Below are 20,528 nucleotides of genomic sequence, written 5' to 3'. Positions count from 1 at the left end.
GACGTTCATTACATGGCGCGAGCACTCGAGCTGGCGCGCAAGGGGCTGTACTCCACGCATCCCAACCCGCGAGTCGGCTGCGTGATCGTGCGTGAAGGCCGGATCGTTGGCGAAGGCTGGCATGTACGGGCCGGTGAGCCGCATGCCGAAGTGCATGCCTTGCGCCAGGCTGGCGAGCTGGCCAGAGGCGCGACCGCTTACGTCACCCTCGAACCGTGCAGTCACCAGGGGCGCACACCGCCCTGTGCCGATGCACTGATCGAAGCCGGAGTGACGCGGGTTGTCGCTGCGATGCAGGACCCCAACCCCGAAGTCTCCGGCCGTGGCCTGTTGCGCCTCATGAATGCCGGTATCGGCGTTCAATGTGGTGTGCTGGAAAGCGAAGCGCGAGCGCTGAACAAAGGCTTTCTCAAGCGCATGGAAACCGGCCTGCCGTACGTGCGGGTCAAGATGGCCATGAGCCTGGATGGCCGCACGGCGATGGCCAGCGGTGAAAGCCAGTGGATCACCGGTCCCGAGGCGCGCTCTGCCGTGCAGCGTCTGCGTGCGCAGTCGAGTGTGGTGCTGAGCGGCGCCGATACGGTGCTGGCCGACAAGGCTCGTCTCACCGTACGCCCTGATGAATTGGGGCTCGATGCCGAACTGACCTCACTGGCCGCTGCACGCCCGCCGTTGCGCGTGTTGATCGACGGCCGTTTGCGTGTGCCGCTTGATGCACCGTTCTTCCAGGCAGGCAGTGCGCTGGTCGTGACGTGTGCCGCTGCGTCGGCGCGAGGTCGCTACCAGGAAGAGGGCCACGAAATGCTCGCTCTGGCCGACAGCGCCGGTCATGTGGACCTGCGCAGGTTGATGGGCGAACTCGCCGCGCGTGGCGTCAATGAAGTATTGGTCGAGGCCGGTCCGCGACTGGCGGGGGCTTTTGCGCGTCTCGGGCTGGTCGACGAATTTCAGCTCTTCATCGCCGGCAAGTTTCTCGGCTCATCGGCCCGCCCGCTGCTCGATCTGCCCCTGGCGCAGATGAGCGAGGCACTTGAGCTGAACATTGTGGAAATGCGTGCTGTCGGTAATGACTGGCGAGTCATCGCTCTCCCTGTGCGCACACCCGGCGTATAATTCCCGGCTTTCGCCTAGCGCGCAGCCCTTGTTCTCCCGGAGGACCCATGTTTACCGGCATTATCGAATCCATTGGCAGCATCCGCGCCCTGACTCCGAAAGGCGGCGACGTCCGCGTTTATGTGGAAACCGGCAAGCTTGACCTGACCGACGTCAAACTCGGCGACAGCATTGCCGTGAATGGCGTATGCCTGACCGCCGTCGAATTGCCCGGTGATGGCTTCTGGGCTGATGTCAGCCGGGAAACCCTGACCGTCACCGCCTTTGTCGACCTCAAGAGCGGCAGCCGGGTCAACCTGGAAAAGGCCCTGACCCCGACTACGCGTCTGGGCGGCCATCTGGTCAGCGGTCATGTCGACGGCGTGGGCGAAATCGTCGCCCGTGCGGACAACGCCCGCGCCATTCAGTTTACGGTGCGTGCGCCACGTGAACTGGCCAAATACATCGCCCACAAAGGCTCGATTACGGTCGACGGCACCAGCCTGACCGTCAATTCGGTCAACGGCGCCGAGTTCGAACTGACCATCGTGCCTCATACCTGGAGCGAAACGATCATGGCCGACTACCAGCCCGGCCGTAAGGTCAACCTGGAGGTCGACCTGCTGGCGCGTTATCTGGAGCGCCTGCTGCTGGGTGACAAGGCCGCCGAGCCGGGCCACGGCACGATCACCGAAAGCTTCCTGGCCGAGAACGGCTACCTCAAATCCTGAATTGATTGAAGGGGGTGCCGCGTGGCGCTCAACAGTATCGAAGAACTGGTCGAAGACATTCGCCAGGGCAAGATGGTCATCCTCATGGATGACGAAGACCGCGAAAACGAAGGCGACCTGATCATGGCCGCCGAATGCGTGAAGCCCGAGCACATCAACTTCATGGCGCGTTTCGCCCGTGGTCTGATCTGTATGCCGATGACTCGCGAGCGCTGCGAAACCCTCAAGCTGCCGCTGATGGCAGCGCGCAACGGTTCGGGTTTCGGCACCAAGTTCACCGTTTCCATCGAAGCTGCCGAAGGCGTGACCACCGGCATCTCGGCAGCCGACCGCGCACGTACTGTGCAGGCTGCCGCTGCCAAGGACGCGAAAGCTGAAGACATCGTCAGCCCTGGGCATATTTTCCCGCTCATGGCCCAGGCTGGCGGCACCCTGGCGCGTGCCGGTCATACCGAGGCGGCCTGCGACCTGGCGCGCATGGCCGGTTTCGAGCCGACGGGCCTGATCTGCGAAGTCATGAACGATGACGGCACCATGTCGCGACGTGCCGAACTCGAAGCATTTGCCCTGCAACATGACATCAAGATCGGCACCATCGCCGACCTTATTCACTACCGGATGATCCACGAACGTACCGTTCAGCGGATTGCCGAGCAGCCGATGGACAGCGAACTGGGCAGTTTCAACCTGGTGACCTACCGCGATTCGGTCGAGGGCGACGTGCATCTGGCGCTGACCCTGGGCACCATCTGCGCCGAAGAGCCCACGCTGGTTCGCGTGCACAACATGGACCCGCTGCGTGACCTGCTGATGGTCAGCCAGCCCGGCCGCTGGAGCCTGCGCGCCGCCATGCGCGCGGTTAACGAGGCGGGCAGCGGTGTGGTGCTGCTGCTCGGTCACCCGCTGGATGGCGATGTCTTGCTGGCTCATATTCGCGAAACCGCCGGTCAGCAACCCATCAAGACACCGACCACTTACAGCACGGTCGGCGCTGGTTCGCAGATCCTTCGTGACCTCGGCGTGCGCAAAATGCGCCTGATGAGTTCGCCGATGAAGTTCAATGCGATATCCGGTTTCGATCTGGAAGTTGTAGAATACGTGCCCTCCGAATAAATACCGGCAGGTCGGGGCGTGTGAAAGATGGTTTTTTCGCAGGTCTTGGCCTGACAGGCATGATTCGTGGCCTAATATCCCTCAAAGTCCGCCCCAAGGCGGGCTTGCTCTTTAATACGAGACTCACCGAATGACCTTGAAGACCATCGAAGGTACCTTCATCGCCCCCCAGGGCCGCTATGCCTTGGTAGTTGGCCGTTTCAACAGCTTCGTCGTGGAAAGCCTGGTTAGCGGTGCCGTTGATGCGCTGGTACGCCATGGCGTGAGCGAAAGCGACATCACCATCATCCGTGCGCCGGGTGCGTTCGAGATTCCACTGGTTGTGCAGAAAGTTGCCCAACGCAGCGAGTTCGCGGCCATCGTCGCACTGGGTGCAGTGATCCGTGGCGGTACTCCACACTTCGAATACGTGGCAGGCGAGTGCGTCAAGGGCTTGTCCCAGGTGTCCATGGAATTCGGCGTGCCGGTCGCTTTCGGCGTATTGACCGTCGACTCCATCGAACAGGCCATCGAGCGTTCCGGCACCAAGGCCGGCAACAAGGGCGCTGAAGCCGCTCTGTCCGCCATCGAAATGGTCAGTCTGCTGTCGCAGCTGGAGGCCAAGTGATTTCCGACGATACCGACCAGTTCAACCCGCGCGACGCCAAATCGCCGGAAGCCGCCAAGGGTAAAAGCGCCAAGCGTCGCGAAGCGCGTCAGATGGCGACTCAGGCCCTGTACCAACGGCACATGGCTGGCCACGCGCTGAACGAAATCGAAGCACAGTTTCGGGTCGATAACGACTTCAGCAACGTTGACGGCCCCTACTTCCGTGAGCTGCTGCACGGCGTAGCGACCAACCAGACCGAGATCGATGCTGCTCTTTCGCCTTGTCTTGATCTGACCATCGAAGAGCTGGACCCGATTGAACTGGCGGTATTGCGTCTGTCGACGTTCGAACTGCTCAAACGTATCGACGTGCCTTATCGCGTAGTGATCAACGAGGGCATCGAGCTGGCGAAAGTCTACGGCTCCACTGACGGCCACAAGTTCGTCAATGGCGTGCTGGACAAGCTGGCGCCGCGCCTGCGTGAAGTCGAAGTGAAGGCCCACAAGCGCTGATTCGCGCCTGACCTTCATGGGAGAGTTCGAGCTGATCCGCAATTACTTCGCCGCCGCGCCCTGTGCGCAGGCGGGCGAGGAAGTTGCCCTGGGGATCGGCGACGACTGCGCGCTGCTGGCGTTGGCGCCCGGCGAGCAGTTGGCGATCTCGACCGATACCCTGGTTGCCGGGGTACATTTTCCTGATGTCTGCGACCCCTTTGTGCTCGGTCAGCGTGCGCTGGCGGTGTCTGCCAGTGACCTGGCGGCCATGGGTGCCCGGCCTGTCGCGTTCACCCTTGCCCTGACCCTGCCGCAGGTCGATGCCGACTGGCTGCAGACCTTCGCTCGCGGCTTGAACCAGATGGCGCAAGGCTGTTCGCTGCGTCTGATCGGTGGTGATACCACGCGCGGTCCCTTGAGCCTGACGCTGACGGTGTTCGGTGCCGTGCCGGCCGGATCAGCCCTGACCCGCGCGGGTGCCCAGGCGGGTGACCTGCTGTGTGTCGGCGGCACGTTGGGTGATGGTGCAGGTGCATTGCCGCTGGTATTGAAGCAGCGCAGCGCCGAGCCCTCGATCGCCGAAGCATTGCTGGCCCGCTACTGGTCGCCTCAACCGCAACTGGCGCTGGGGCAGGCCTTGCGGGGCAGGGCGACGTCCGCGCTGGACATCTCCGACGGGCTGCTGGCCGACTGCGGACACATCGCCCGCGCTTCGGCTGTGCGTCTGGTGATCGAGCGTGACCGGCTGCCGATGTCCGACCAGTTGCTGACCTTGTTCGATCTGCCCTCTGCCCGACAGGCCGCGCTCAGCGGTGGCGACGATTACATCCTGGCCTTCACGCTGCCTTCCGAACACCTGTCGGCGTTGCTGAAAGAAGGCTGGCCGGTGCATGTCATTGGCCGGGTAGAGCAGGGTCAAGGCGTCGTGCTTGTCGACGACACAGGGCAAGACGTCACGCCCGACACGCGCGGCTACCAGCATTTTGGCGCTGAGCAGTGAGCGGACGAGCGCTTCTATCTATCGAACTTTATGATCTAAATGCCCGAGAATTCACCCTGAGCGTCCGCAGGAACCTGCTGTTACAATGCAAATCTTGCGAATTTCCAGTCTTCACACTGATCAGGAGCACACGGTGCCCGTCGTCTTTGTCGCCGCTTCCAAACTGCCTACTCCCTTTGCAGAATTTGCCATGCACGGCTTTATCGAGTCGGCAACCGGCCGTGAACATGTCGTCCTGAGTCTGGGCGATGTGGCGGACGGTGAGCCGGTTCTGGGTCGCGTACATTCCGAATGCCTGACGGGCGATGCCCTGTTCAGTCAGCGTTGCGATTGCGGTTCTCAACTGGAGGCTGCCCTGCGCGCCATCGCCACCGAAGGGCGTGGTGTACTGCTGTACCTGCGTCAAGAAGGGCGCGGTATCGGTCTGATGAACAAGATCCGCGCCTACGAGCTGCAGGATGGCGGCGCCGATACGGTTGAGGCCAACGAGCGCCTGGGCTTTGCTGCCGATCAGCGTGACTACGCGATCTGCCTGCCGATGCTTCAGCATCTGGGCGTGCAATCGTTGCGGCTGATGACCAACAACCCGCGCAAGGTCAAAGCCTTGACCGACATGGGCATCAGGGTCGCCGAGCGCGTGCCTCTGCACACCGGACAAAACCCGCATAACCGTCTTTATCTGGCGACCAAGGCGGGCAAGCTGGGGCACATGATGGGCAACGAACATCAAAGCGAGGTCGGCCCCGCGTGACACGCAGCGAGGTTCGTCAAAAGCTGGAGATGCAATGGTGGCGTCAACTGGGTCTGACCCTGGCGCCATTGCTGGTGGTCTGTGTATTTTTTGGTGCCAGCGAACCGCTCATTCCGGTGTTGGCGATCCCGCTGTTCATCGCCGGGATAGGCTCGATGTTCGTCAGCCTGAAACCCTTCGGCGCCTACAAGCGCGCGTTGGCGGTCACCCAGGCTGCACTCGATACACCCGAGGAGCCGGCAGCATGGCTCAAACTCGCTGCCATCCGCCGCCTGGCGTTCCTGGCCGCCGGTTTGCCCGCCTGGATCGCGGCCATCGCGGTGCTGTTCGGTCTGCATCCCTTGCCGGTCTGCCTGCTGGCGTTTGCCAGCGCAGTGCTGCTTTACCTGTACCGAATTCCCGCGCTTTCGCGCTGATCGTCCCCCCCCGGCTGAAGCGGACACGATCAGCGCGAAACGCCATCAGGCTGCGAGTAACCAGACACCCGCTGCCGCAGAGGCTGCACCGGCGATACGCACCAGGGGGGCCGCCGCCTGAGGCAACACGCGAACCACCGCATAACCCAGCGCATGCAAGGCCGCAGTTGCAGCAACGAAACCTGCTGCGTACGCCCATGGGCTGGACATTTCCGGCAGTTCAAGGCCATGCGCTACGCCGTGGAACAAGGCGAACAGGGCTGTTGCGGCTACCGCTAGCGCCAGCGGCGGACGCACTGCCAATGCCACGGCCAGGCCCAGAGCCAGTACCGAGGCGGCAATGCCGCTTTCCAGCGCCGGCAGGTTCAAACCTTCAAAGCCCAGCATGCCGCCAATCAGCATGGTGCCAACGAAGGTGCACGGCAGCGCCCAGCGTGCCGAACCTTGTTGCTGCGCAGCCCACAAGCCGACGGCCAGCATGGCCAGCAAATGATCCAGCCCGCCAATCGGGTGGCTGATACCTGCGATCAGGCCATTATCGCCATGACCGGGGTGAGCCAGCGCCAGAGTCGGGACCAGCAACAGCGCCAGGGCGCCAAGGGCTTTTTTGTAGTTCATCGACGGGTTCCTTTTGGTTGTGAATTCAGGCGGCGGCAGTCAGCAGGCCCTGGCGCTCAATGAAGGCAATGATCTGTTCCAGACCTTGGCCGGTTTTCTGATTGCTGAACACGAACGGCTTTTCGCCACGCATCCTGCGCGTGTCGCTGTCCATCATTTCAAGTGACGCGCCTACCAAAGGGGCGAGGTCGATCTTGTTGATCACCAGCAGGTCGGACTTGCAGATGCCCGGACCGCCCTTGCGCGGCAGCTTGTCGCCGGCCGACACGTCGATCACGTAGATGGTCAGGTCGGAAAGCTCCGGGCTGAAGGTCGCGGAAAGGTTATCGCCACCGGATTCGACGATGATCAGGTCCAGGCCTTCGAAGCGGCGATTGAGCTGGTCGACTGCTTCCAGGTTGATCGAAGCGTCCTCGCGAATCGCGGTGTGTGGGCAGCCGCCTGTTTCAACGCCGATGATGCGCTCAGGGGCCAGTGCCTCGTTGCGCACCAGAAAGTCAGCGTCTTCGCGGGTATAGATATCGTTGGTCACCACGGCCAGGTTATAGCGGTCGCGCAATGCCAGGCACAGCGCCAGGGTCAGCGCCGTCTTGCCGGATCCGACCGGGCCACCGATTCCGACGCGCAGAGGTTGGCTGTTCATTGAGTTCTCCATAAGGAATGATCAGGACCGGAATAACCGGCTGTATTGACGTTCGTGCGCCATGCTCGCCAGGGACAGGCCAAAGGCTGCGCTGCCGGCATGGCAGGGATCTTGTGTGCTGGCACTGACCTGCGCCTGCTGCAATAACGGCAACAGCTCGCTGGTCAGGCGCTGGGCGGCTTGCTGGCCCAGCGGCAGGGTTTTCATCAGCACGGCCAGCTGGTTTTCAAGCCAGCTCCATAGCCAGGCGGCCAGCGCATCCTGCGGGCTGATCTGCCAGGCGCGTGCGGCCAGCGCCCAGCCAAGGGCCAGGTGCGGCTCGGCAGTCTGCTGCAGAAACTGGCGTGCTTCACGATCCAGTTCAGGCAGGCCATTGAGCAACTGTTGCAGGGAGTAGCCCATCTGCCGGCTTTCCAGATGCAGCTCGCGGGTCTCGCGGCTGGCGCGATGCTGCTCGCTGACTTGCAGCAACTGGCCCCAGTCACCGGCTGCCGCCGCCTCGCAATGAGCCAGCAGCAGCGGGGCCTCGAAGCGCGCGAGATTGAGCAGCAGTTGATCGCCGATCCAGCGGCCCGCGGTCGGCGGGTCCACCACAATGGATTGCTCCACGGCCATTTCCAGCCCTTGCGAATAGCTGTAGCCACCGATAGGCAGCTGCGGACTGGCCAGGCGCAATAGCGCCCAGGCGCTGTTCACTTGCGCACGCCGAACTGGTGCATGCGCGGCGGATAGTTGAAATCCTCCTCGCCCGCGCGCGAATGATGATGCCCACCGCCGTAGGCGCCATGTTCCGGCTGGAACGGCGCTTCGATGGTTTCGACAGTGGCGCCCAGTTGGTCGAGCATCGCCTTGAGCACGTAATCGTCGAGCAGGCGCAGCCAGCCGTCGCCGACTTGCAGGGCCACGTGGCGATTGCCAAGGTGATAGGCCGCGCGGGTCAGTTCGAAAGTACTGCTGCACGTGACGTGCATGAGTTTTTCGGGACGTGCGCAGACACGCACCACGCGGCCGTCCTGGGCCTGAAGAAACTCGCCATCGCGCAGCGGCGACTGACCGCGTTGCAGAAAGAGGCCGACGTCTTCGTTTTCCGCACTGAAGCAGCGCAGTCGACTTTTGCTGCGTGCCTCGAAATTCAAATGCAGCTCGGCGGCCCATTCGGCCTGAGGTTCGATTCGGTCGTGAATCACCAGCATCAGATAGCTTCCAGCCAATTGCGATGCTTCAAATCAGAGCAAGGGGCTTGCCAACAGTGCAGCTTGCGGGGAAATGGCTGACAGAGGCAGGTGATCCAAGCATCGGCAAGATCACTAAAGATCTATTTTGGTGCGTAATCATGATAGCGCTTTAATTTGGTGCACCTTGGATTGCTGGAAGTGAAGTTAATAGTGAGACGGTTCACATCTCAGCCCCAGGTAGAGCGTGTCGCCGCTCAATCGTGACTGCCCAGACCACGCCAGTGCCGTGCGCCAATGAAGATGAAGCGCAGTTGCTGAGTGATCTTCGCCTGAGGTGTCAGGTGCGGGGCGAGCGAGGCGGGCGGCGGGTCGATCAGCTCCGGCAGCATCGCGAACACGCTTTTGACCACCAGGTCGGCGATAATCGACAGGGCATCGGCATTCAGGTGCTGCCATTTGGGCATCTTTGCCAGGTCGGCTGTGAGGTCGGCGCTGATGCCTTCGCGCAATGCGCCAAGCGCCTGACGCACCTTCAAGGAGCCGCCGTATTGTTCGCGCGCCAGAAACAGGAACTGCGACCGGTTGGCCGCCACACGTTCGAGGAATATCTTCACCGAGGCACGAATCAGCCCGCCCATGGCGAATTCGTTGTGGCGCACCAGCCTGATGGTCTCGCGAAAGGTCTGGCCGACCTCGCTGACCAGCGCCAGCCCCAACTGGTCCATGTCTTCAAAGTGCCGGTAGAACCCGGTTGGTACGATGCCTGCCGTGCGCGCCACTTCCCGCAGGCTCAGGCTGCCGAAGCCGCGCCCGCTCTCCATCAATTGGTGGGCAGCATCGAGCAGGGCTCTTCGGGTCTGTTGTTTCTGTTCGGCGCGGGGCAGCATGGCTCAAACGATTCTTGGATTAGGCTGGGTTGCACTTTAGCAAATGCGCTTTACCTGCGTCGAAAGGGTTTTCAGTCAGGCTCCTTGACCAGTAATAGTGCATGAGTGCTGGCCTTCGATGCATTTTCGTATTCAAATCAAACCCTCGGCGCGTTTGTCAGTCGAACATTCATGTCGTATTCAGCGCGCCAGGGTCGGGGCGCTGTTTTCTGGAGAGTGACGCATGACGCGCAGCCGCAAGATTTTCGCCTGGACAGGTGCTACGTTGTTGGTGGTGCTGGCTATATTGGTCATTGTGATCGTCACTTTCGACTGGAATCGCATCAAACCCACCCTCAATGCGAAAGTCAGCGAAGCGCTGCATCGTCCGTTCGCCATCAATGGTGATCTGGATGTGCGCTGGACGCGTGAGCCCGAACTCGGTGGCTGGCGTGCCTGGGTGCCGTCGCCGCACTTTGTTGCTGACGACCTGAGTCTGGGTAACCCTGAGTGGTCGAAGACCCCGCAGATGGTGACCCTCAAGCACGTCGAATTTCGTCTCTCGCTGCTGCCGCTGCTGGCGCAGCAAGTGGTTATCCCGCGTATCGATCTGACCGGACCCGAGGCTAAACTCGAGCGTCTGGCCGATGGTCGTGCCAACTGGGTGTTCGATCTGCCCAAATCCGACCCGAACGCCGAGCCCTCCAAGTGGGTGATGGACATCGGCGCGATCAAGTTCGACAAGGGACTGGTGAGCTTCAACGACCAGAAGCTCAACGCCAACCTGGACGTGGTGATCGACCTGCTCGGCAAGCCGATCCCGTTCAGTGAAATCGTCGGCAGCAAGGAAGCGAAAAAGGCCCAGGACAAGGGCGCAGTACCGCAGGATTACGCATTCGGTCTGGCGGTCACCGGCCAGTACCACGGTCAGAAGCTGAGCGGCACCGGCAAGGTCGGCGGCCTGCTCGCTCTCAAGGATGCCAATCAACCGTTTCCGGTACAGGCTGACGTGAAGGTCGGTGACACCCATGCGGTGATCGCCGGGACCCTGACCGATCCACAGAACCTGGGCGCGCTGGACCTGCGCCTCAAGCTTTCCGGCGCGAGCCTGAGCAATCTGTACCCGCTGACGGGTGTGACCCTGCCGGATTCTCCGGCGTACTCCACCGATGGCCGCCTGATCGCCAAACTGCACGACCCGGCCGGCGCCAACTTCCGTTACGAAGGCTTCAACGGCAAGATCGGCAACAGCGATATCCACGGCGACCTGGGCTTCGTCGCCAGCCAGCCCCGGCCTAAGCTGAGTGGTGTGCTGGTCTCCAATCAACTGCTGTTCAGTGACCTCGCGCCACTGATCGGTGCGGACTCCAATGCCGCGCAGAAAAAGCGCGGTGGCGAGAGCAAGCAGCCTTCGGGCAAGGTACTGCCCGTCGAGGAGTTTCAGACTGATCGCTGGCGGGCAATGGATGCCGACGTGGAGTTCACCGGCAAGCGCATCGTGCAGAGTCCGGACCTGCCATTCACTGACCTCTATACCCATCTGGTTCTCAACGATGGTCAGTTGAGCCTCGAGCCGCTGCGTTTTGGGGTGGCAGGTGGCAAGCTGGACGCGGACATTCGCCTCAACGGGCAAAACAAACCGATGCAGGGCAGGGCCAGGCTGTCGGCGCGCAATTTCAAGCTCAAGCAACTGTTCCCGACCTTCGAACCGATGAAAACCAGCTTCGGTGAGCTGAACGGCGATGCCGATATCAGTGGCCGTGGCAACTCGGTTGCAGCCTTGCTGGGGACTGCCAACGGCGAAATGAAGATGCTGGTGAACGACGGTGCGATCAGTCGTGGCCTGATGGAAATTGCCGGGCTTAACGTGGGCAACTACGTCGTTGGCAAGCTGTTCGGCGACAAGGACGTAAAAATCAATTGCGCGGCCTCGGACTTCGGCATCAAGGACGGGCTGGCGACCAGTCGGCTGTTTGTTTTCGATACCGAGAACGCCATCATCTACATCAACGGCACTGCGAACCTGAAGACCGAGCAACTGGACCTGCAGATCAACCCTGAGTCCAAGGGCTTCCGCGTGTTCTCGCTGCGCTCGCCGTTGTATGTCAACGGCCCGTTCGCCAAGCCCAACGCGGGCGTACAGTCCGGTCCGCTGTTGCTGCGCGGAGCCGGCATGGTCCTGCTCGGCGCAACCGTAGGCCCTGCTGCAGGTCTGCTGGCGCTGGTCGCCACTGGCGACAGCGAGCCCAATCAGTGTGGCCCGCTGCTGGAGCAGATGCGCACCGGCAAGGCGCCTAAGACGGTGAAGTAACGCTCCACCTCTCGTGCCAGCGCTCCGCGTTGGCGCGCACTTGGCCGGACCCAGAGCGTCCAGAAATGCATTCCCACGCTGGAGCGTGAGGAACCATGTTTACGTCGCTGGCCTGAGAAAATACTTCCCCACAAAAAAGCCAGGACACAGGTCCTGGCTTTTCATTTGCTGTCGCGAGTTACAGGTCTTCGAGAATATCCGCCATGTCATCAGCGTGCTCTTCTTCCTGAGCAAGGATCTCTTCGAAGATGCGGCGGGTAGTCGGGTCGCTGTCGCCGAGGTATTGAATGATTTCGCGATAGCTGTCGACGGCGATGCGCTCGGCAACCAGATCTTCGTAAACCATTTCCTTCAGTGTGTTACCCGCCACGTACTGCGCGTGGGAGTTCTTCGACAGGGTGTCCGGGTTGAACTCCGGCTCGCCGCCCAGTTGCACGATACGCTCGGCCAGTTTGTCGGCGTGCTGCGCTTCCTGCTCTGCGTGTTCCAGAAACTCGGCTGCCGCGACGCTCGCTTTCAGGCCTGACGCCATGTAGTAGTGGCGCTTGTAGCGCAGCACACAGACCAGCTCGGTAGCCAGCGATTCATTGAGCAGGCGCAGGACCGTTTCGCGGTCAGCGCTGTAGCCTTGAGTCACAGCACCATCCTCAACGTTCTGGCGTGCGCGCTGGCGCAGAGTATTTACATCGGAAAGCTGTGATTGCGGTGCAGAATTCATCATTTATCTCCAGGACTCATCAGGTTTTGCTGTCTCGCTCTGTGGGTGGCCCGGCAGGATCAGCAAAGATTGTGAGTAGCGAAGGGGGCAAAAAGTTTTATCGGATTTTCACAGATACGGACGGCTGTGTCTGAATGTAAAAATATAAGAAACGAGTGCCGAGCCCCGCGGTCCCAACCTTGAGACCCAAATAAATCGTGGAGATACACAATGCTCAAGTTCCTGGGAAGCACCGTTGGCATCATCTTTCTGATCGGCCTGGTCGTGGTTATCGCCCTGTTCAAGCTGGTTTTCTAAAAACGCATTCAACAAAAAGCCCGAGGCATTCATGCCTCGGGCTTTTTGTTTGTGCCTGCGTTTTGATTACATCGCTTTTTCGTTCTTCTCGCGTTGTTCGCACGTCATGAAACCTTTGTTGGTCACACGGCCGTCGCTGTTGAAGCTGACGTGGTAGACCTGTTTGTGGCCGTCCTTGTTCATGACGTAGTTGTTGCAAGTGCCTGGGTTGACCTTACGCTCGATAGTGCTCGACGGCTCACCGCCGATAGTCAGGACCTGCTGGCGCGTCATGCCGTTCTCGACCTGCTTGACCAGCGGCTCGTTGCGATAAGTGACGTAGTCCACCGGGTTCTGCACGGTTGTGTTGCTGCAGCCAGCCATCGTCGCCAATACAAAGGTCGCCGCGAAGAGTTTTTTGTACATCGTTATTGCTCCACATGTCAGAGCCGGTTTTGGCCCGGTATGCCTTGGAGCAGAAGAGGGGCTCAAGAGTTCGAAAAAAAGATGGCGATGAGGCAGTACCTCGCATCCACCCCGATGCCGTTGCTGACCCCCCCTGAACGCCATGACAATCGGGCATGAGAAGCGCTTTGAATATTCCTCGCACGTTCCCGAAAGGCCGAGGTCAATCTGATGGCATGGTTGAGCGTTTTGCTCAGCCTTGGGCTCGGTCATCGGTTGTCGGACCGTAGTTCGTTAATCAGCCGCTCCTCAGTGACGGCCAGGAAGATGCGATGAGCGATAAAGAACTGTATGAGATCGAGTACACCCTGCTCGGCGAGCACCACGTAGACATTATCGAGAATCTGGATGTGCCCATCATCGAAGTGGTGCACGAACTGGCGCTCAAGCATCACGTAGAACTGGACGAGCTGCCAATGGGTGAAGCCGGGCTGCCGCTTGCCGCCGGCATCACCGATGTGTCGATTCACAGCCTGGAGGGCAGCGAAGGCAGCGCGACTGCCTAGTCCGCCCTGGATCGCAGCGGCGTCGTCCAGCGTTCCGCGAGGATGACGCCGCAGAGGGTCAGCGCTCCGCCGAACAGGTGATAGAGCGCCAGCTGCTCGCCCAGTGTCGCCGCGGCAATCAAGGCCGTGGCGATGGGCATCAGGTTGAAGAACAGTGTTGTGCGGCTGGGGCCCAGGCGCATGATCGAGGTCATCCACAACCATGGTGCGAGCATCGAGGTTGGAATCGCTGCGTACAGCACCATCGGTATGTTGTTCGCATTCAGACCGGTTTTCTCCGACAGCATGAACGGCGGCAGCAAAACGATAATCGCCAGCAGGATCTGTACGTAAAGCAACTGCAGGGGCGGCAAACGCAACTGCCACTTCTTCAGCAGCGTGCTGTAGACCGCATACGATGCGGCGGCCACCAGCACCATCGCATCGCCCCGATTGACCCCCTGCTCAATCAGGCCGGCCGGATTGCCCGCCGAGACCACGACCACCACTCCCGCGAATGACAGCACCGCCCCCAGCAGCGCACCCGAGGTCAGACGAGTGCCGAGGCAGGCTATCGACAGCCCCAGCGCCATCATCGGCACCATCGACTGAATGATCCCCATGTTGGTGGCGGTTGTCAGGCTGGCCGCGAAATACGCCAGGCTTTGATACAGCGCTGTGCCGAGCACGGCCAGAATGAAAATCTTGCCGAGTACCGGTTTGATCGCCGCTCGGTTCGCCCACACAGGCCCGAGCATGAACGGTGTGAACAGCAAGCCAGCCAGCGCCCAGCGATAAAAGCCAATTTCAGCCGGAAAGATCACCCCGGCAGACGCCTTGGTGACGGCTGTGTTGATCGCCCAGATAAGGATGGTAATCAGCGGAAAAGCGTATTGCATGAGTGGATCATCGTTAGAGCGAGGCGTAATTATCCGCCTGTTTGTCGAGAATGCCAGCGGCGATGTTGGGTGCTCCGTCACAGAGCGCAGACGCTGACTACACTGAATCTCAGTCTGTGCCGCCCGGTGCAGTGGATCTGGAGAGTGGATCGATGAACAAGCTCGGTATTCCTGTATTGCTCGTTGGCTTGATGTTATCTGCCCAGGGTTTCGCTGCGACCGCGCAGCAGAACAAAATGACCACCTGCAATGCCGACGCCAGCGCGAAGTCGCTGAAGGGCGATGAGCGCAAGACGTTCATGAGCACTTGCCTTAAAGCGGCACCGCCGCCAGCGGCGACCCAGCAGGAGAAGATGAAAACCTGCAACGCGACTGCCAGCACTCAGGCGCTCAAGGGAGACGCGCGCAAGAGTTTCATGAGCGATTGTCTCAAGAAGAAATAATTTTTCAGTCGGCATCTTTGCGGCAGGCAAGAGGCGCGGGTGCAGTAAACACTGCACTTTCGCGCCGTTCTCGAGCCGATCATCGGGCAGATCATTGCGGCGTGTTTTTTCCGGCTTTCTGATCACTGGTTCTGGACTGAGAAGGCTGGCAGACTGCCCACCTTCCTTGTGTTGCCCGTTGAGGGTCTATGCCAACGTTTTCTGCGCGTCAGGTGTTAATAGCCAGCTGGATTCTTGTATTTGGCGGTCTGTTATTGGTGTTGCCATTCAAGTTGTTGCCCAGTCTGTTGGCCGGACTGTTGGTTTTCGAGCTGGTCAACATGTTGACCCCCAAACTGCAACGGCTGATCTCCGGCGAACGTGCTCGCTGGCTGGCCGTAGCGTTGCTCGGCACGCTCGTGGTCAGCCTGCTGACGCTGATTTTTGCCGGCGCCATCAGTTTTGTGCTGCACGAAGCCGAAAATCCGGGCGCCTCGCTCGACAAGTTCATGACCCTGGTCGACCGCGCTCGTGGTCAGCTGCCTCCGTTCATCGACGCCTACCTGCCTGCCAGCGCAGCGGAGTTTCAGGTTTCGCTCGGGCAATGGCTGCAGAAGCACGTGGGCGAATTGCAGTTGATCGGCAAGGGGGCGGCGCACATGTTCGTCACCATGCTGATCGGCATGGTACTGGGCGCGATCATTGCCTTGCAGCGTATCTCCGACGTGCATGCGCGCAAGCCGCTGGCGGCTGCTCTGTTCGATCGCCTGTACCTGGTCAGCCGGGCGTTTCGCAACATTGTTTTTGCCCAGATCAAGATTTCCCTGCTCAACACGGCGTTCACGTCGGTGTTCCTGGCCATCGTATTGCCGCTGTGCGGAATTCACCTGCCGCTGACCAAGACCCTGATCATCATGACCTTCCTGCTCGGCCTGTTGCCGGTGGTGGGTAACCTGATGTCCAACACGTTGATCTTCATCGTCGGCATGTCCATCTCGATCTGGGTCGCGCTGGCTGCGCTGGGCTATCTGATCGTGATCCACAAGGTCGAGTATTTCCTCAATGCGCGCATCGTGGGCGGACAGATCAACGCCAAGTCGTGGGAGTTGCTGCTGGCGATGCTGCTGTTCGAAGCCGCATTCGGCCTGCCGGGCGTGGTTGCAGGGCCGATTTACTATGCGTATCTGAAGAGCGAGTTGCAGAAGGAAGGGTTGGTCTAGGGCGCTTGCGCATGTAGCCGTCCGAAACAACGCCTGTCACTTCACCGCGTTGGCATGCAGTTCTGGACGCTCTGCGTCTGCAGTGCCGCAGAACATCCACATGGCTCGAAACACGCCCGCCCGTGGGAGTGATTCACATGGCTTGAAAACACCCCGGCCCTACAGGAGTGAGCTTGCTCACGAAGAGGCCGGTGCAGCCGCTGGAAGCCCATTGGTCAGGTAATCCGCCTTCGCGAGCAAGTTCGCTCCCACAAGATCAGCGATCTGTGACGCGGAGCATCACGAAGGGCATTCCCACGATAGGCGCATGACTAGCCGTAACGCTTCTTCGCTTCGATGGCCAGGCCGCTACCGATGCTGCCGAAGATGTTGCCTTCAACGTGGCGCGCGTTGGGCAGCATGTCCGAGACGCTGTTGCGCAGGGCAGGGATGCCGCTTGAACCGCCGGTGAAGAACACCGTGCTGACCTGTTCGACACTCACGCCCGCATCGTTCAGCAAGTTCGTCACGCTGTTGCGCACCCGCTCGAGCTGGGCGTCGATCGCTGCTTCGAACATCACCCGGCTCAGGTCCACGCTCAGTCCGGCTTCCACGCGATCCATAAGCAGATGGCGGCTGTCGGCGTGGGTCAGCTGGATCTTGGTTTCTTCCACTTCCATGGCCAGCCAGTGCCCGGCGCGTTGTTCGATCAGCTTGAACAGGCGATCGATGCCACCGGTGTCTTCGATGTCGTAGCGCATGCTGCCCAGGGCCAGTTGCGATTTTTGCGAGTACACCGCGTTGATGGTGTGCCAGGTCGCCAGGTTCATGTGGTGGCTGGTCGGCATGTACGCACCGCTTTTCATGCGGCTGCCATAACCGAACAGCGGCATCACGCCTTGCAGGCTCAACTGCTTGTCGAAGTCGGTCCCGCCGATGTGTATGCCACCGGTGGCAAGGATGTCCTGCTGGCGATCATCGTGCCGGCGTCGCTCGGGCGACAGACGTACCAGCGAAAAGTCTGACGTACCGCCGCCGATGTCGACAATCAGCACCAGCTCTTCGTCCTGGATGGTGGACTCGTAATCGAAGGCCGCAGCGATGGGCTCGAACTGGAAAGATACGTCCTTGAAACCGATCTTGCGCGCCACTTCAGCCAGCGTGTCTTCGGCTTCCTGATCGGCCTGGGCGTCGTCATCGACAAAATGCACCGGACGGCCCAGCACGACCTGCTCGAATTCGCGGCCAGCCGTTTGCTCCGCGCGCTTTTTCAGCTCGCCGATAAACAGTGCCAGCAAATCCTTGAACGGCATCGCCGTGCCCAGCACGCTGGTGTCATGCTTGATCAGCTTCGAGCCCAGCAGGCTCTTGAGCGAGCGCATCAGGCGGCCTTCGTAGCCCTCCAGATACTCGTGAAGCGCCAGGCGGCCATACACCGGGCGGCGTTCTTCCATATTGAAGAACACCACCGAAGGCAGGGTAATCTTGTCGTCCTCCAGCGCGATCAACGATTCCATGCCGGGTCGTTGCCAGCCGACAGTGGAGTTGGACGTGCCGAAATCGATACCGCAGGCACGGGCCGGGGATTGGTCATTCATGTCTTTTACGTTCCAGTCAAAAAACGGCCGCGCAGTTTATGCCAGCGCGGGCAAATTGCGTAGCGCGACACGTCGCTTATATTTACCTGGCTGTATTTGCGACCAAGGCTTGAACTGAGGCCCGTTACCCCCAATCTTGAAGGGATTCTCGGTAGACCCTGTTGTCGGACATTATGTTGTCGAGCTATCGACCTGCCGACAAAGGCAGCTGGTCTATCTGTATATTTTTCGACGTTAGGTAATCCAGATGCCTCGTGACAGAGGGAGCTGGGCACGTGACGCCAGCGTATCTGGCTTTGCCGGATAATTCGGATGGGTGATCGTTACATGGATTTCAAAGACTACTACAAGATACTTGCCGTGGAGCCGACTGCGGACGACAAGGCGATCAAGACCGCCTATCGCAAACTCGCGCGCAAGTATCACCCGGACGTCAGCAAGGAGGCAGGCGCCGAAGACAAGTTCAAGGAAGCCTCCGAAGCGTATGAGGTACTCAGCAGCCCGGAAAAGCGCGCCGAGTATGACGAGCTGCGCAAATACGGTCGTCAGGGCCGCCCGTTCCAGACCCCGCCGGGCTGGCAAAGCCGTGCCGGCGCCGGGGCAGGCGGGTTCGAGGAAACGGCAGACTTCTCGGAGTTTTTCAGCTCCATTTTCGGTGGCCGGCCACAGCAGGGCGGGCGTACCCGCAACCCTGGGCGTACCGGGCAGGACGTGGAGATGGAACTGGCGGTATTCCTCGAAGAGACCCTGTCGGGGGAATCCAAGCAGGTCAGCTTCAAGGTGCCGCAGCACAGCCCCAACGGGCAGCGCATGAGCGATATCACCAAGACCCTGAACGTGAAGATTCCCGCGGGCGTGGTCGATGGCGAGCGTATTCGCCTGAAGGGGCAGGGCGCGCCGGGCGTGGGCGGTGGTGCCAATGGCGACCTGTACCTGATCATTCGCCTGGCCCCTCACCCGCTGTTCGAGGTCGAGGGCCATGATCTGGTCATCACCGTCCCACTGGCCCCCTGGGAAGCCGTGCTGGGTACCAAGGTCGCTGTGCCGACGCTGACCAGCAGGATCAACCTGACCATCCGCCCGGACAGTCAGAACGGGCAGCGTCTGCGGATCAAGGGTAATGGCTTGATGAACAAGAGTGGCGAACGCGGTGATCTTTACGCGCAGTTGAAAGTCGTCGTGCCCAAGCACACCGACGAGGCTACCCGGGCGCTCTGGCAGAAACTGGCAGACAGTTCGTCGTTCGATCCCCGCGCGCAGTGGAAGGGTTGAGCATAGCGGTCTTGCGATTCTGTCTTTTCTGAATGGGCTGATGCGCCACCCGCATCAGCAGGCAATCAGCCTCGCTCAGTTTTTCGGCAGCACCACATTGAAGGTCGTGCCCTCACCAATGGTCGAGGTCACAGTGATGCTGCCACCGTGGGCGTTGACCACTTCCTTGACGATGAACAGGCCAAGACCCAGGCTGGTCGATGTACCGCGTGTTTCGCTGTTTTCCTCGGTGCTGCGCACCAGCGGATCGAAGATCGTCCCGATAGCGTCTTCGGCAATCGGCTTGCCTTCGTTGTGTACCACCAATATCACCGCTTTCTCGGCACCCGTAACACTGACCGTTATCTCGTGACTGGCCGCACCGTGCTGCAGGGCGTTGCCGATCAGATTCTGTAACATCTGGCTGATCCGTCCGGCGTCCCAGTGACCCTTGGTGTTGCCTTCGATGTTCAGTACCGGAACAGAGTCCGGTCGCCCGGCGCAGGCTTCCTCGATGGCTTCACGGCAAGCACTGGCCAAATCCATGTATTTGCGTTCAACCGGTAGCCCGGCGCCCAAGCGACTGCGCACGAATTCCAGCAGATCGCTGACCATCGAGCCCATATGGCGGGTGCTGGTCTGGATACGCGAAACATAGGACTGGGTCTTTTCGTCCAGCGCTATCTTGCGTGCCAGCAATTCCGTCGACATGCTGACGGCCTGCAGCGGCGCGCGCAGATCGTGACCCAGAATGGCAAGAAATATATCCCGTGAGCGGCCGACCCGTTCCGCATAGGCAGCGGTGGATTCGGCAAGCGCCTCGTCGATGGCTTCGTTGAAACGAATCACGTTCTGAAAATCGGCCAGTTGCGGCGTTGCCAGGCTTTCTACCCAGAGGCGGATGACGCTGGCGCGCAGATGGCGAAATTCCGACGTCATCTGCACCAGATCAAAGCCGACCTCATGACGCAACTCGCCATGGCTGCTGGCTGCTTCGTCCAGGCTTGGCGTCTTGTTCAACTCTTCGCCTCTGGCCTTGGCAATCTCCTCGCTTTTGCTCTGCGCGGTATTCATGTCCCGCGCAGCGGCGAGCAGGATCGACCTGGCATGATCCCGCAGCTCGGCTTTGCTCATCGTTTCTGCCGCCGGTTTCAGGGTTCTGGCGAAGTCTTCCCATTCATCGACGATGCGATCCACATGAATAACGATGAATTCGGAAAGGCGCATGGCCGGTTACCTTTGGAGATGCGTGACGAAAGAATGGGCGCATATTACCTCCTTTGCATGACACGACAAACAGGGCGTTTGCTGTCATTTCTGTCAGTAGACGTCCTATTCGCTTCGTCCTATGTTCTCTCCGGGGACTATACGAACGGAGGGCCATGACATGAGCGTCATTACGGTTACAGATGCGAT

Annotated in this window: 23 protein-coding genes; 13 read left to right on the top strand and 10 right to left on the bottom strand. The window is 60.4% G+C overall.

Annotation, left to right across the window (positions count from 1 at the left end; all coding sequences use genetic code 11):
- Positions 1 to 12: 12 nt before the first annotated feature.
- From ribD to BLR16_RS08540, 8 genes are all read left to right on the top strand, one after another.
- The gene (ribD, locus tag BLR16_RS08575; RefSeq protein ID WP_161428966.1) at positions 13 to 1,113 is read left to right on the top strand and encodes a bifunctional diaminohydroxyphosphoribosylaminopyrimidine deaminase/5-amino-6-(5-phosphoribosylamino)uracil reductase RibD; all 1,101 of its coding nucleotides are present in this window, start codon (positions 13 to 15) and stop codon (positions 1,111 to 1,113) included.
- Positions 1,114 to 1,160: 47 nt separating this feature from the next.
- Positions 1,161 to 1,823: a riboflavin synthase gene (locus tag BLR16_RS08570; RefSeq protein WP_003317049.1), complete on the top strand. Its 663-nt coding sequence runs from the start codon at positions 1,161 to 1,163 to the stop codon at positions 1,821 to 1,823.
- 21 nt (positions 1,824 to 1,844) lie between these two features.
- Positions 1,845 to 2,936 (top strand): bifunctional 3,4-dihydroxy-2-butanone-4-phosphate synthase/GTP cyclohydrolase II, encoded by a 1,092-nt coding sequence (ribBA, locus tag BLR16_RS08565; RefSeq protein ID WP_003368927.1) that lies wholly within the window; start codon positions 1,845 to 1,847, stop codon positions 2,934 to 2,936.
- 130 nt (positions 2,937 to 3,066) lie between these two features.
- Positions 3,067 to 3,543: a 6,7-dimethyl-8-ribityllumazine synthase gene (ribE, locus tag BLR16_RS08560; protein WP_002555427.1), complete on the top strand. Its 477-nt coding sequence runs from the start codon at positions 3,067 to 3,069 to the stop codon at positions 3,541 to 3,543.
- Positions 3,540 to 4,037: a transcription antitermination factor NusB gene (gene nusB, locus BLR16_RS08555; protein WP_003368925.1), complete on the top strand. Its 498-nt coding sequence runs from the start codon at positions 3,540 to 3,542 to the stop codon at positions 4,035 to 4,037. Before ribE ends, nusB begins: the two co-directional genes overlap by 4 nt.
- A 16-nt stretch (positions 4,038 to 4,053) precedes the next feature.
- Positions 4,054 to 5,019 (top strand): thiamine-phosphate kinase, encoded by a 966-nt coding sequence (gene thiL, locus BLR16_RS08550; protein WP_003431767.1) that lies wholly within the window; start codon positions 4,054 to 4,056, stop codon positions 5,017 to 5,019.
- Positions 5,020 to 5,152: 133 nt separating this feature from the next.
- The gene (ribA, locus tag BLR16_RS08545) at positions 5,153 to 5,770 is read left to right on the top strand and encodes a GTP cyclohydrolase II (protein ID WP_003368920.1); all 618 of its coding nucleotides are present in this window, start codon (positions 5,153 to 5,155) and stop codon (positions 5,768 to 5,770) included.
- Positions 5,767 to 6,186: a hypothetical protein gene (locus BLR16_RS08540; protein ID WP_003368918.1), complete on the top strand. Its 420-nt coding sequence runs from the start codon at positions 5,767 to 5,769 to the stop codon at positions 6,184 to 6,186. The genes ribA and BLR16_RS08540 overlap by 4 nt, the downstream gene beginning before the upstream one ends.
- 45 nt (positions 6,187 to 6,231) lie before the next feature.
- Here BLR16_RS08540 and BLR16_RS08535 read toward each other — a convergent pair whose 3' ends face one another.
- From BLR16_RS08535 to BLR16_RS08515, 5 genes are all read right to left on the bottom strand, one after another.
- Positions 6,232 to 6,804: a HupE/UreJ family protein gene (locus BLR16_RS08535; RefSeq protein WP_003368916.1), complete on the bottom strand. Its 573-nt coding sequence runs from the start codon at positions 6,802 to 6,804 to the stop codon at positions 6,232 to 6,234.
- Positions 6,805 to 6,829: 25 nt separating this feature from the next.
- Positions 6,830 to 7,447 (bottom strand): urease accessory protein UreG, encoded by a 618-nt coding sequence (gene ureG / locus BLR16_RS08530; protein ID WP_003368915.1) that lies wholly within the window; start codon positions 7,445 to 7,447, stop codon positions 6,830 to 6,832.
- A gap of 21 nt (positions 7,448 to 7,468) precedes the next feature.
- Positions 7,469 to 8,143 carry an urease accessory protein UreF gene (locus BLR16_RS08525; RefSeq protein WP_003431765.1) on the bottom strand — a complete coding sequence of 225 codons (675 nt, stop codon included), beginning with the start codon at positions 8,141 to 8,143 and terminating at the stop codon, positions 7,469 to 7,471.
- Positions 8,140 to 8,640 carry an urease accessory protein UreE gene (gene ureE, locus BLR16_RS08520; RefSeq protein WP_003431764.1) on the bottom strand — a complete coding sequence of 167 codons (501 nt, stop codon included), beginning with the start codon at positions 8,638 to 8,640 and terminating at the stop codon, positions 8,140 to 8,142. Before ureE ends, BLR16_RS08525 begins: the two co-directional genes overlap by 4 nt.
- A gap of 236 nt (positions 8,641 to 8,876) precedes the next feature.
- A complete protein-coding gene (locus BLR16_RS08515) occupies positions 8,877 to 9,509 on the bottom strand; it encodes a TetR family transcriptional regulator (protein ID WP_002555418.1) in 633 nt (210 codons plus the stop codon).
- 223 nt (positions 9,510 to 9,732) lie between these two features.
- Here BLR16_RS08515 and BLR16_RS08510 point away from each other — a divergent pair, with 223 nt between their 5' ends.
- Positions 9,733 to 11,799, top strand: coding sequence for an AsmA family protein (locus tag BLR16_RS08510; protein ID WP_003368911.1), 2,067 nt, complete (start codon positions 9,733 to 9,735; stop codon positions 11,797 to 11,799).
- A gap of 178 nt (positions 11,800 to 11,977) precedes the next feature.
- Here the strand turns inward: BLR16_RS08510 and BLR16_RS08505 are convergent, their stop codons facing one another.
- Together BLR16_RS08505 and osmE are read right to left on the bottom strand one after the other, a co-directional pair.
- Entirely contained in the window at positions 11,978 to 12,517 is a 540-nt protein-coding gene (locus tag BLR16_RS08505) for a ferritin-like domain-containing protein (RefSeq protein ID WP_003431762.1), read from the bottom strand.
- A 363-nt stretch (positions 12,518 to 12,880) separates the two neighbouring features.
- Entirely contained in the window at positions 12,881 to 13,219 is a 339-nt protein-coding gene (gene osmE, locus BLR16_RS08495; RefSeq protein ID WP_003431761.1) for an osmotically-inducible lipoprotein OsmE, read from the bottom strand.
- Between the two features lie 311 nt (positions 13,220 to 13,530).
- Between osmE and BLR16_RS08485 the strand changes: the two genes are divergently transcribed.
- Positions 13,531 to 13,764 (top strand): hypothetical protein, encoded by a 234-nt coding sequence (locus BLR16_RS08485; RefSeq protein WP_003368905.1) that lies wholly within the window; start codon positions 13,531 to 13,533, stop codon positions 13,762 to 13,764.
- On the opposite strand, the gene BLR16_RS08480 is transcribed toward BLR16_RS08485, so the two are convergent.
- Positions 13,761 to 14,642, bottom strand: a complete 882-nt coding sequence (locus BLR16_RS08480) for a DMT family transporter (RefSeq protein ID WP_054081936.1) — start codon at positions 14,640 to 14,642, stop codon at positions 13,761 to 13,763. The genes BLR16_RS08485 and BLR16_RS08480 overlap by 4 nt on opposite strands.
- Before the next feature lie 152 nt (positions 14,643 to 14,794).
- Between BLR16_RS08480 and BLR16_RS08475 the strand changes: the two genes are divergently transcribed.
- Together BLR16_RS08475 and BLR16_RS08470 are read left to right on the top strand one after the other, a co-directional pair.
- A complete protein-coding gene (locus BLR16_RS08475) occupies positions 14,795 to 15,085 on the top strand; it encodes a PsiF family protein (RefSeq protein WP_003368898.1) in 291 nt (96 codons plus the stop codon).
- Between the two features lie 188 nt (positions 15,086 to 15,273).
- Positions 15,274 to 16,284 (top strand): AI-2E family transporter, encoded by a 1,011-nt coding sequence (locus tag BLR16_RS08470; protein ID WP_003368896.1) that lies wholly within the window; start codon positions 15,274 to 15,276, stop codon positions 16,282 to 16,284.
- Between the two features lie 311 nt (positions 16,285 to 16,595).
- Here BLR16_RS08470 and BLR16_RS08465 read toward each other — a convergent pair whose 3' ends face one another.
- The gene (locus tag BLR16_RS08465; protein ID WP_060708315.1) at positions 16,596 to 17,861 is read right to left on the bottom strand and encodes an Hsp70 family protein; all 1,266 of its coding nucleotides are present in this window, start codon (positions 17,859 to 17,861) and stop codon (positions 16,596 to 16,598) included.
- A gap of 327 nt (positions 17,862 to 18,188) precedes the next feature.
- Between BLR16_RS08465 and cbpA the strand changes: the two genes are divergently transcribed.
- Positions 18,189 to 19,133: a curved DNA-binding protein gene (gene cbpA, locus BLR16_RS08460; protein WP_003368891.1), complete on the top strand. Its 945-nt coding sequence runs from the start codon at positions 18,189 to 18,191 to the stop codon at positions 19,131 to 19,133.
- 75 nt (positions 19,134 to 19,208) lie between these two features.
- On the opposite strand, the gene BLR16_RS08455 is transcribed toward cbpA, so the two are convergent.
- A complete protein-coding gene (locus tag BLR16_RS08455; RefSeq protein ID WP_074805302.1) occupies positions 19,209 to 20,339 on the bottom strand; it encodes a sensor histidine kinase in 1,131 nt (376 codons plus the stop codon).
- Positions 20,340 to 20,528 lie beyond the last annotated feature (189 nt).

This window comes from Pseudomonas sp. BS3767 (assembly GCF_900099665.1).
GTDB classification, from domain to species: Bacteria; Pseudomonadota; Gammaproteobacteria; order Pseudomonadales; family Pseudomonadaceae; genus Aquipseudomonas; species Aquipseudomonas cerasi.
The sequence above is the reverse complement of the archived record's forward strand: the minus strand, read 5'-3'. Positions and strand labels throughout refer to the sequence as shown.

Bases quoted from the DNA above. Each gene is read 5' to 3' on its own strand.
- thiL (WP_003431767.1), top strand. From the start codon at position 4,054: ATGGGAGAGTTCGAGCTGATCCGCAATTACTTCGCCGCCGCGCCCTGT.
- BLR16_RS08455 (WP_074805302.1), bottom strand. From the start codon at position 20,339: ATGCGCCTTTCCGAATTCATCGTTATTCATGTGGATCGCATCGTCGAT.
- BLR16_RS08515 (WP_002555418.1), bottom strand. From the start codon at position 9,509: ATGCTGCCCCGCGCCGAACAGAAACAACAGACCCGAAGAGCCCTGCTC.
- BLR16_RS08535 (WP_003368916.1), bottom strand. From the start codon at position 6,804: ATGAACTACAAAAAAGCCCTTGGCGCCCTGGCGCTGTTGCTGGTCCCG.
- BLR16_RS08485 (WP_003368905.1), top strand. From the start codon at position 13,531: ATGAGCGATAAAGAACTGTATGAGATCGAGTACACCCTGCTCGGCGAG.
- ribD (WP_161428966.1), top strand. From the start codon at position 13: ATGGCGCGAGCACTCGAGCTGGCGCGCAAGGGGCTGTACTCCACGCAT.
- BLR16_RS08470 (WP_003368896.1), top strand. From the start codon at position 15,274: ATGCCAACGTTTTCTGCGCGTCAGGTGTTAATAGCCAGCTGGATTCTT.
- ribE (WP_002555427.1), top strand. From the start codon at position 3,067: ATGACCTTGAAGACCATCGAAGGTACCTTCATCGCCCCCCAGGGCCGC.
- ureE (WP_003431764.1), bottom strand. From the start codon at position 8,640: ATGCTGGTGATTCACGACCGAATCGAACCTCAGGCCGAATGGGCCGCC.
- cbpA (WP_003368891.1), top strand. From the start codon at position 18,189: ATGGATTTCAAAGACTACTACAAGATACTTGCCGTGGAGCCGACTGCG.
- ureG (WP_003368915.1), bottom strand. From the start codon at position 7,447: ATGAACAGCCAACCTCTGCGCGTCGGAATCGGTGGCCCGGTCGGATCC.
- BLR16_RS08475 (WP_003368898.1), top strand. From the start codon at position 14,795: ATGAACAAGCTCGGTATTCCTGTATTGCTCGTTGGCTTGATGTTATCT.
- BLR16_RS08570 (WP_003317049.1), top strand. From the start codon at position 1,161: ATGTTTACCGGCATTATCGAATCCATTGGCAGCATCCGCGCCCTGACT.
- BLR16_RS08480 (WP_054081936.1), bottom strand. From the start codon at position 14,642: ATGCAATACGCTTTTCCGCTGATTACCATCCTTATCTGGGCGATCAAC.
- BLR16_RS08505 (WP_003431762.1), bottom strand. From the start codon at position 12,517: ATGAATTCTGCACCGCAATCACAGCTTTCCGATGTAAATACTCTGCGC.
- BLR16_RS08510 (WP_003368911.1), top strand. From the start codon at position 9,733: ATGACGCGCAGCCGCAAGATTTTCGCCTGGACAGGTGCTACGTTGTTG.
- BLR16_RS08465 (WP_060708315.1), bottom strand. From the start codon at position 17,861: ATGAATGACCAATCCCCGGCCCGTGCCTGCGGTATCGATTTCGGCACG.
- osmE (WP_003431761.1), bottom strand. From the start codon at position 13,219: ATGTACAAAAAACTCTTCGCGGCGACCTTTGTATTGGCGACGATGGCT.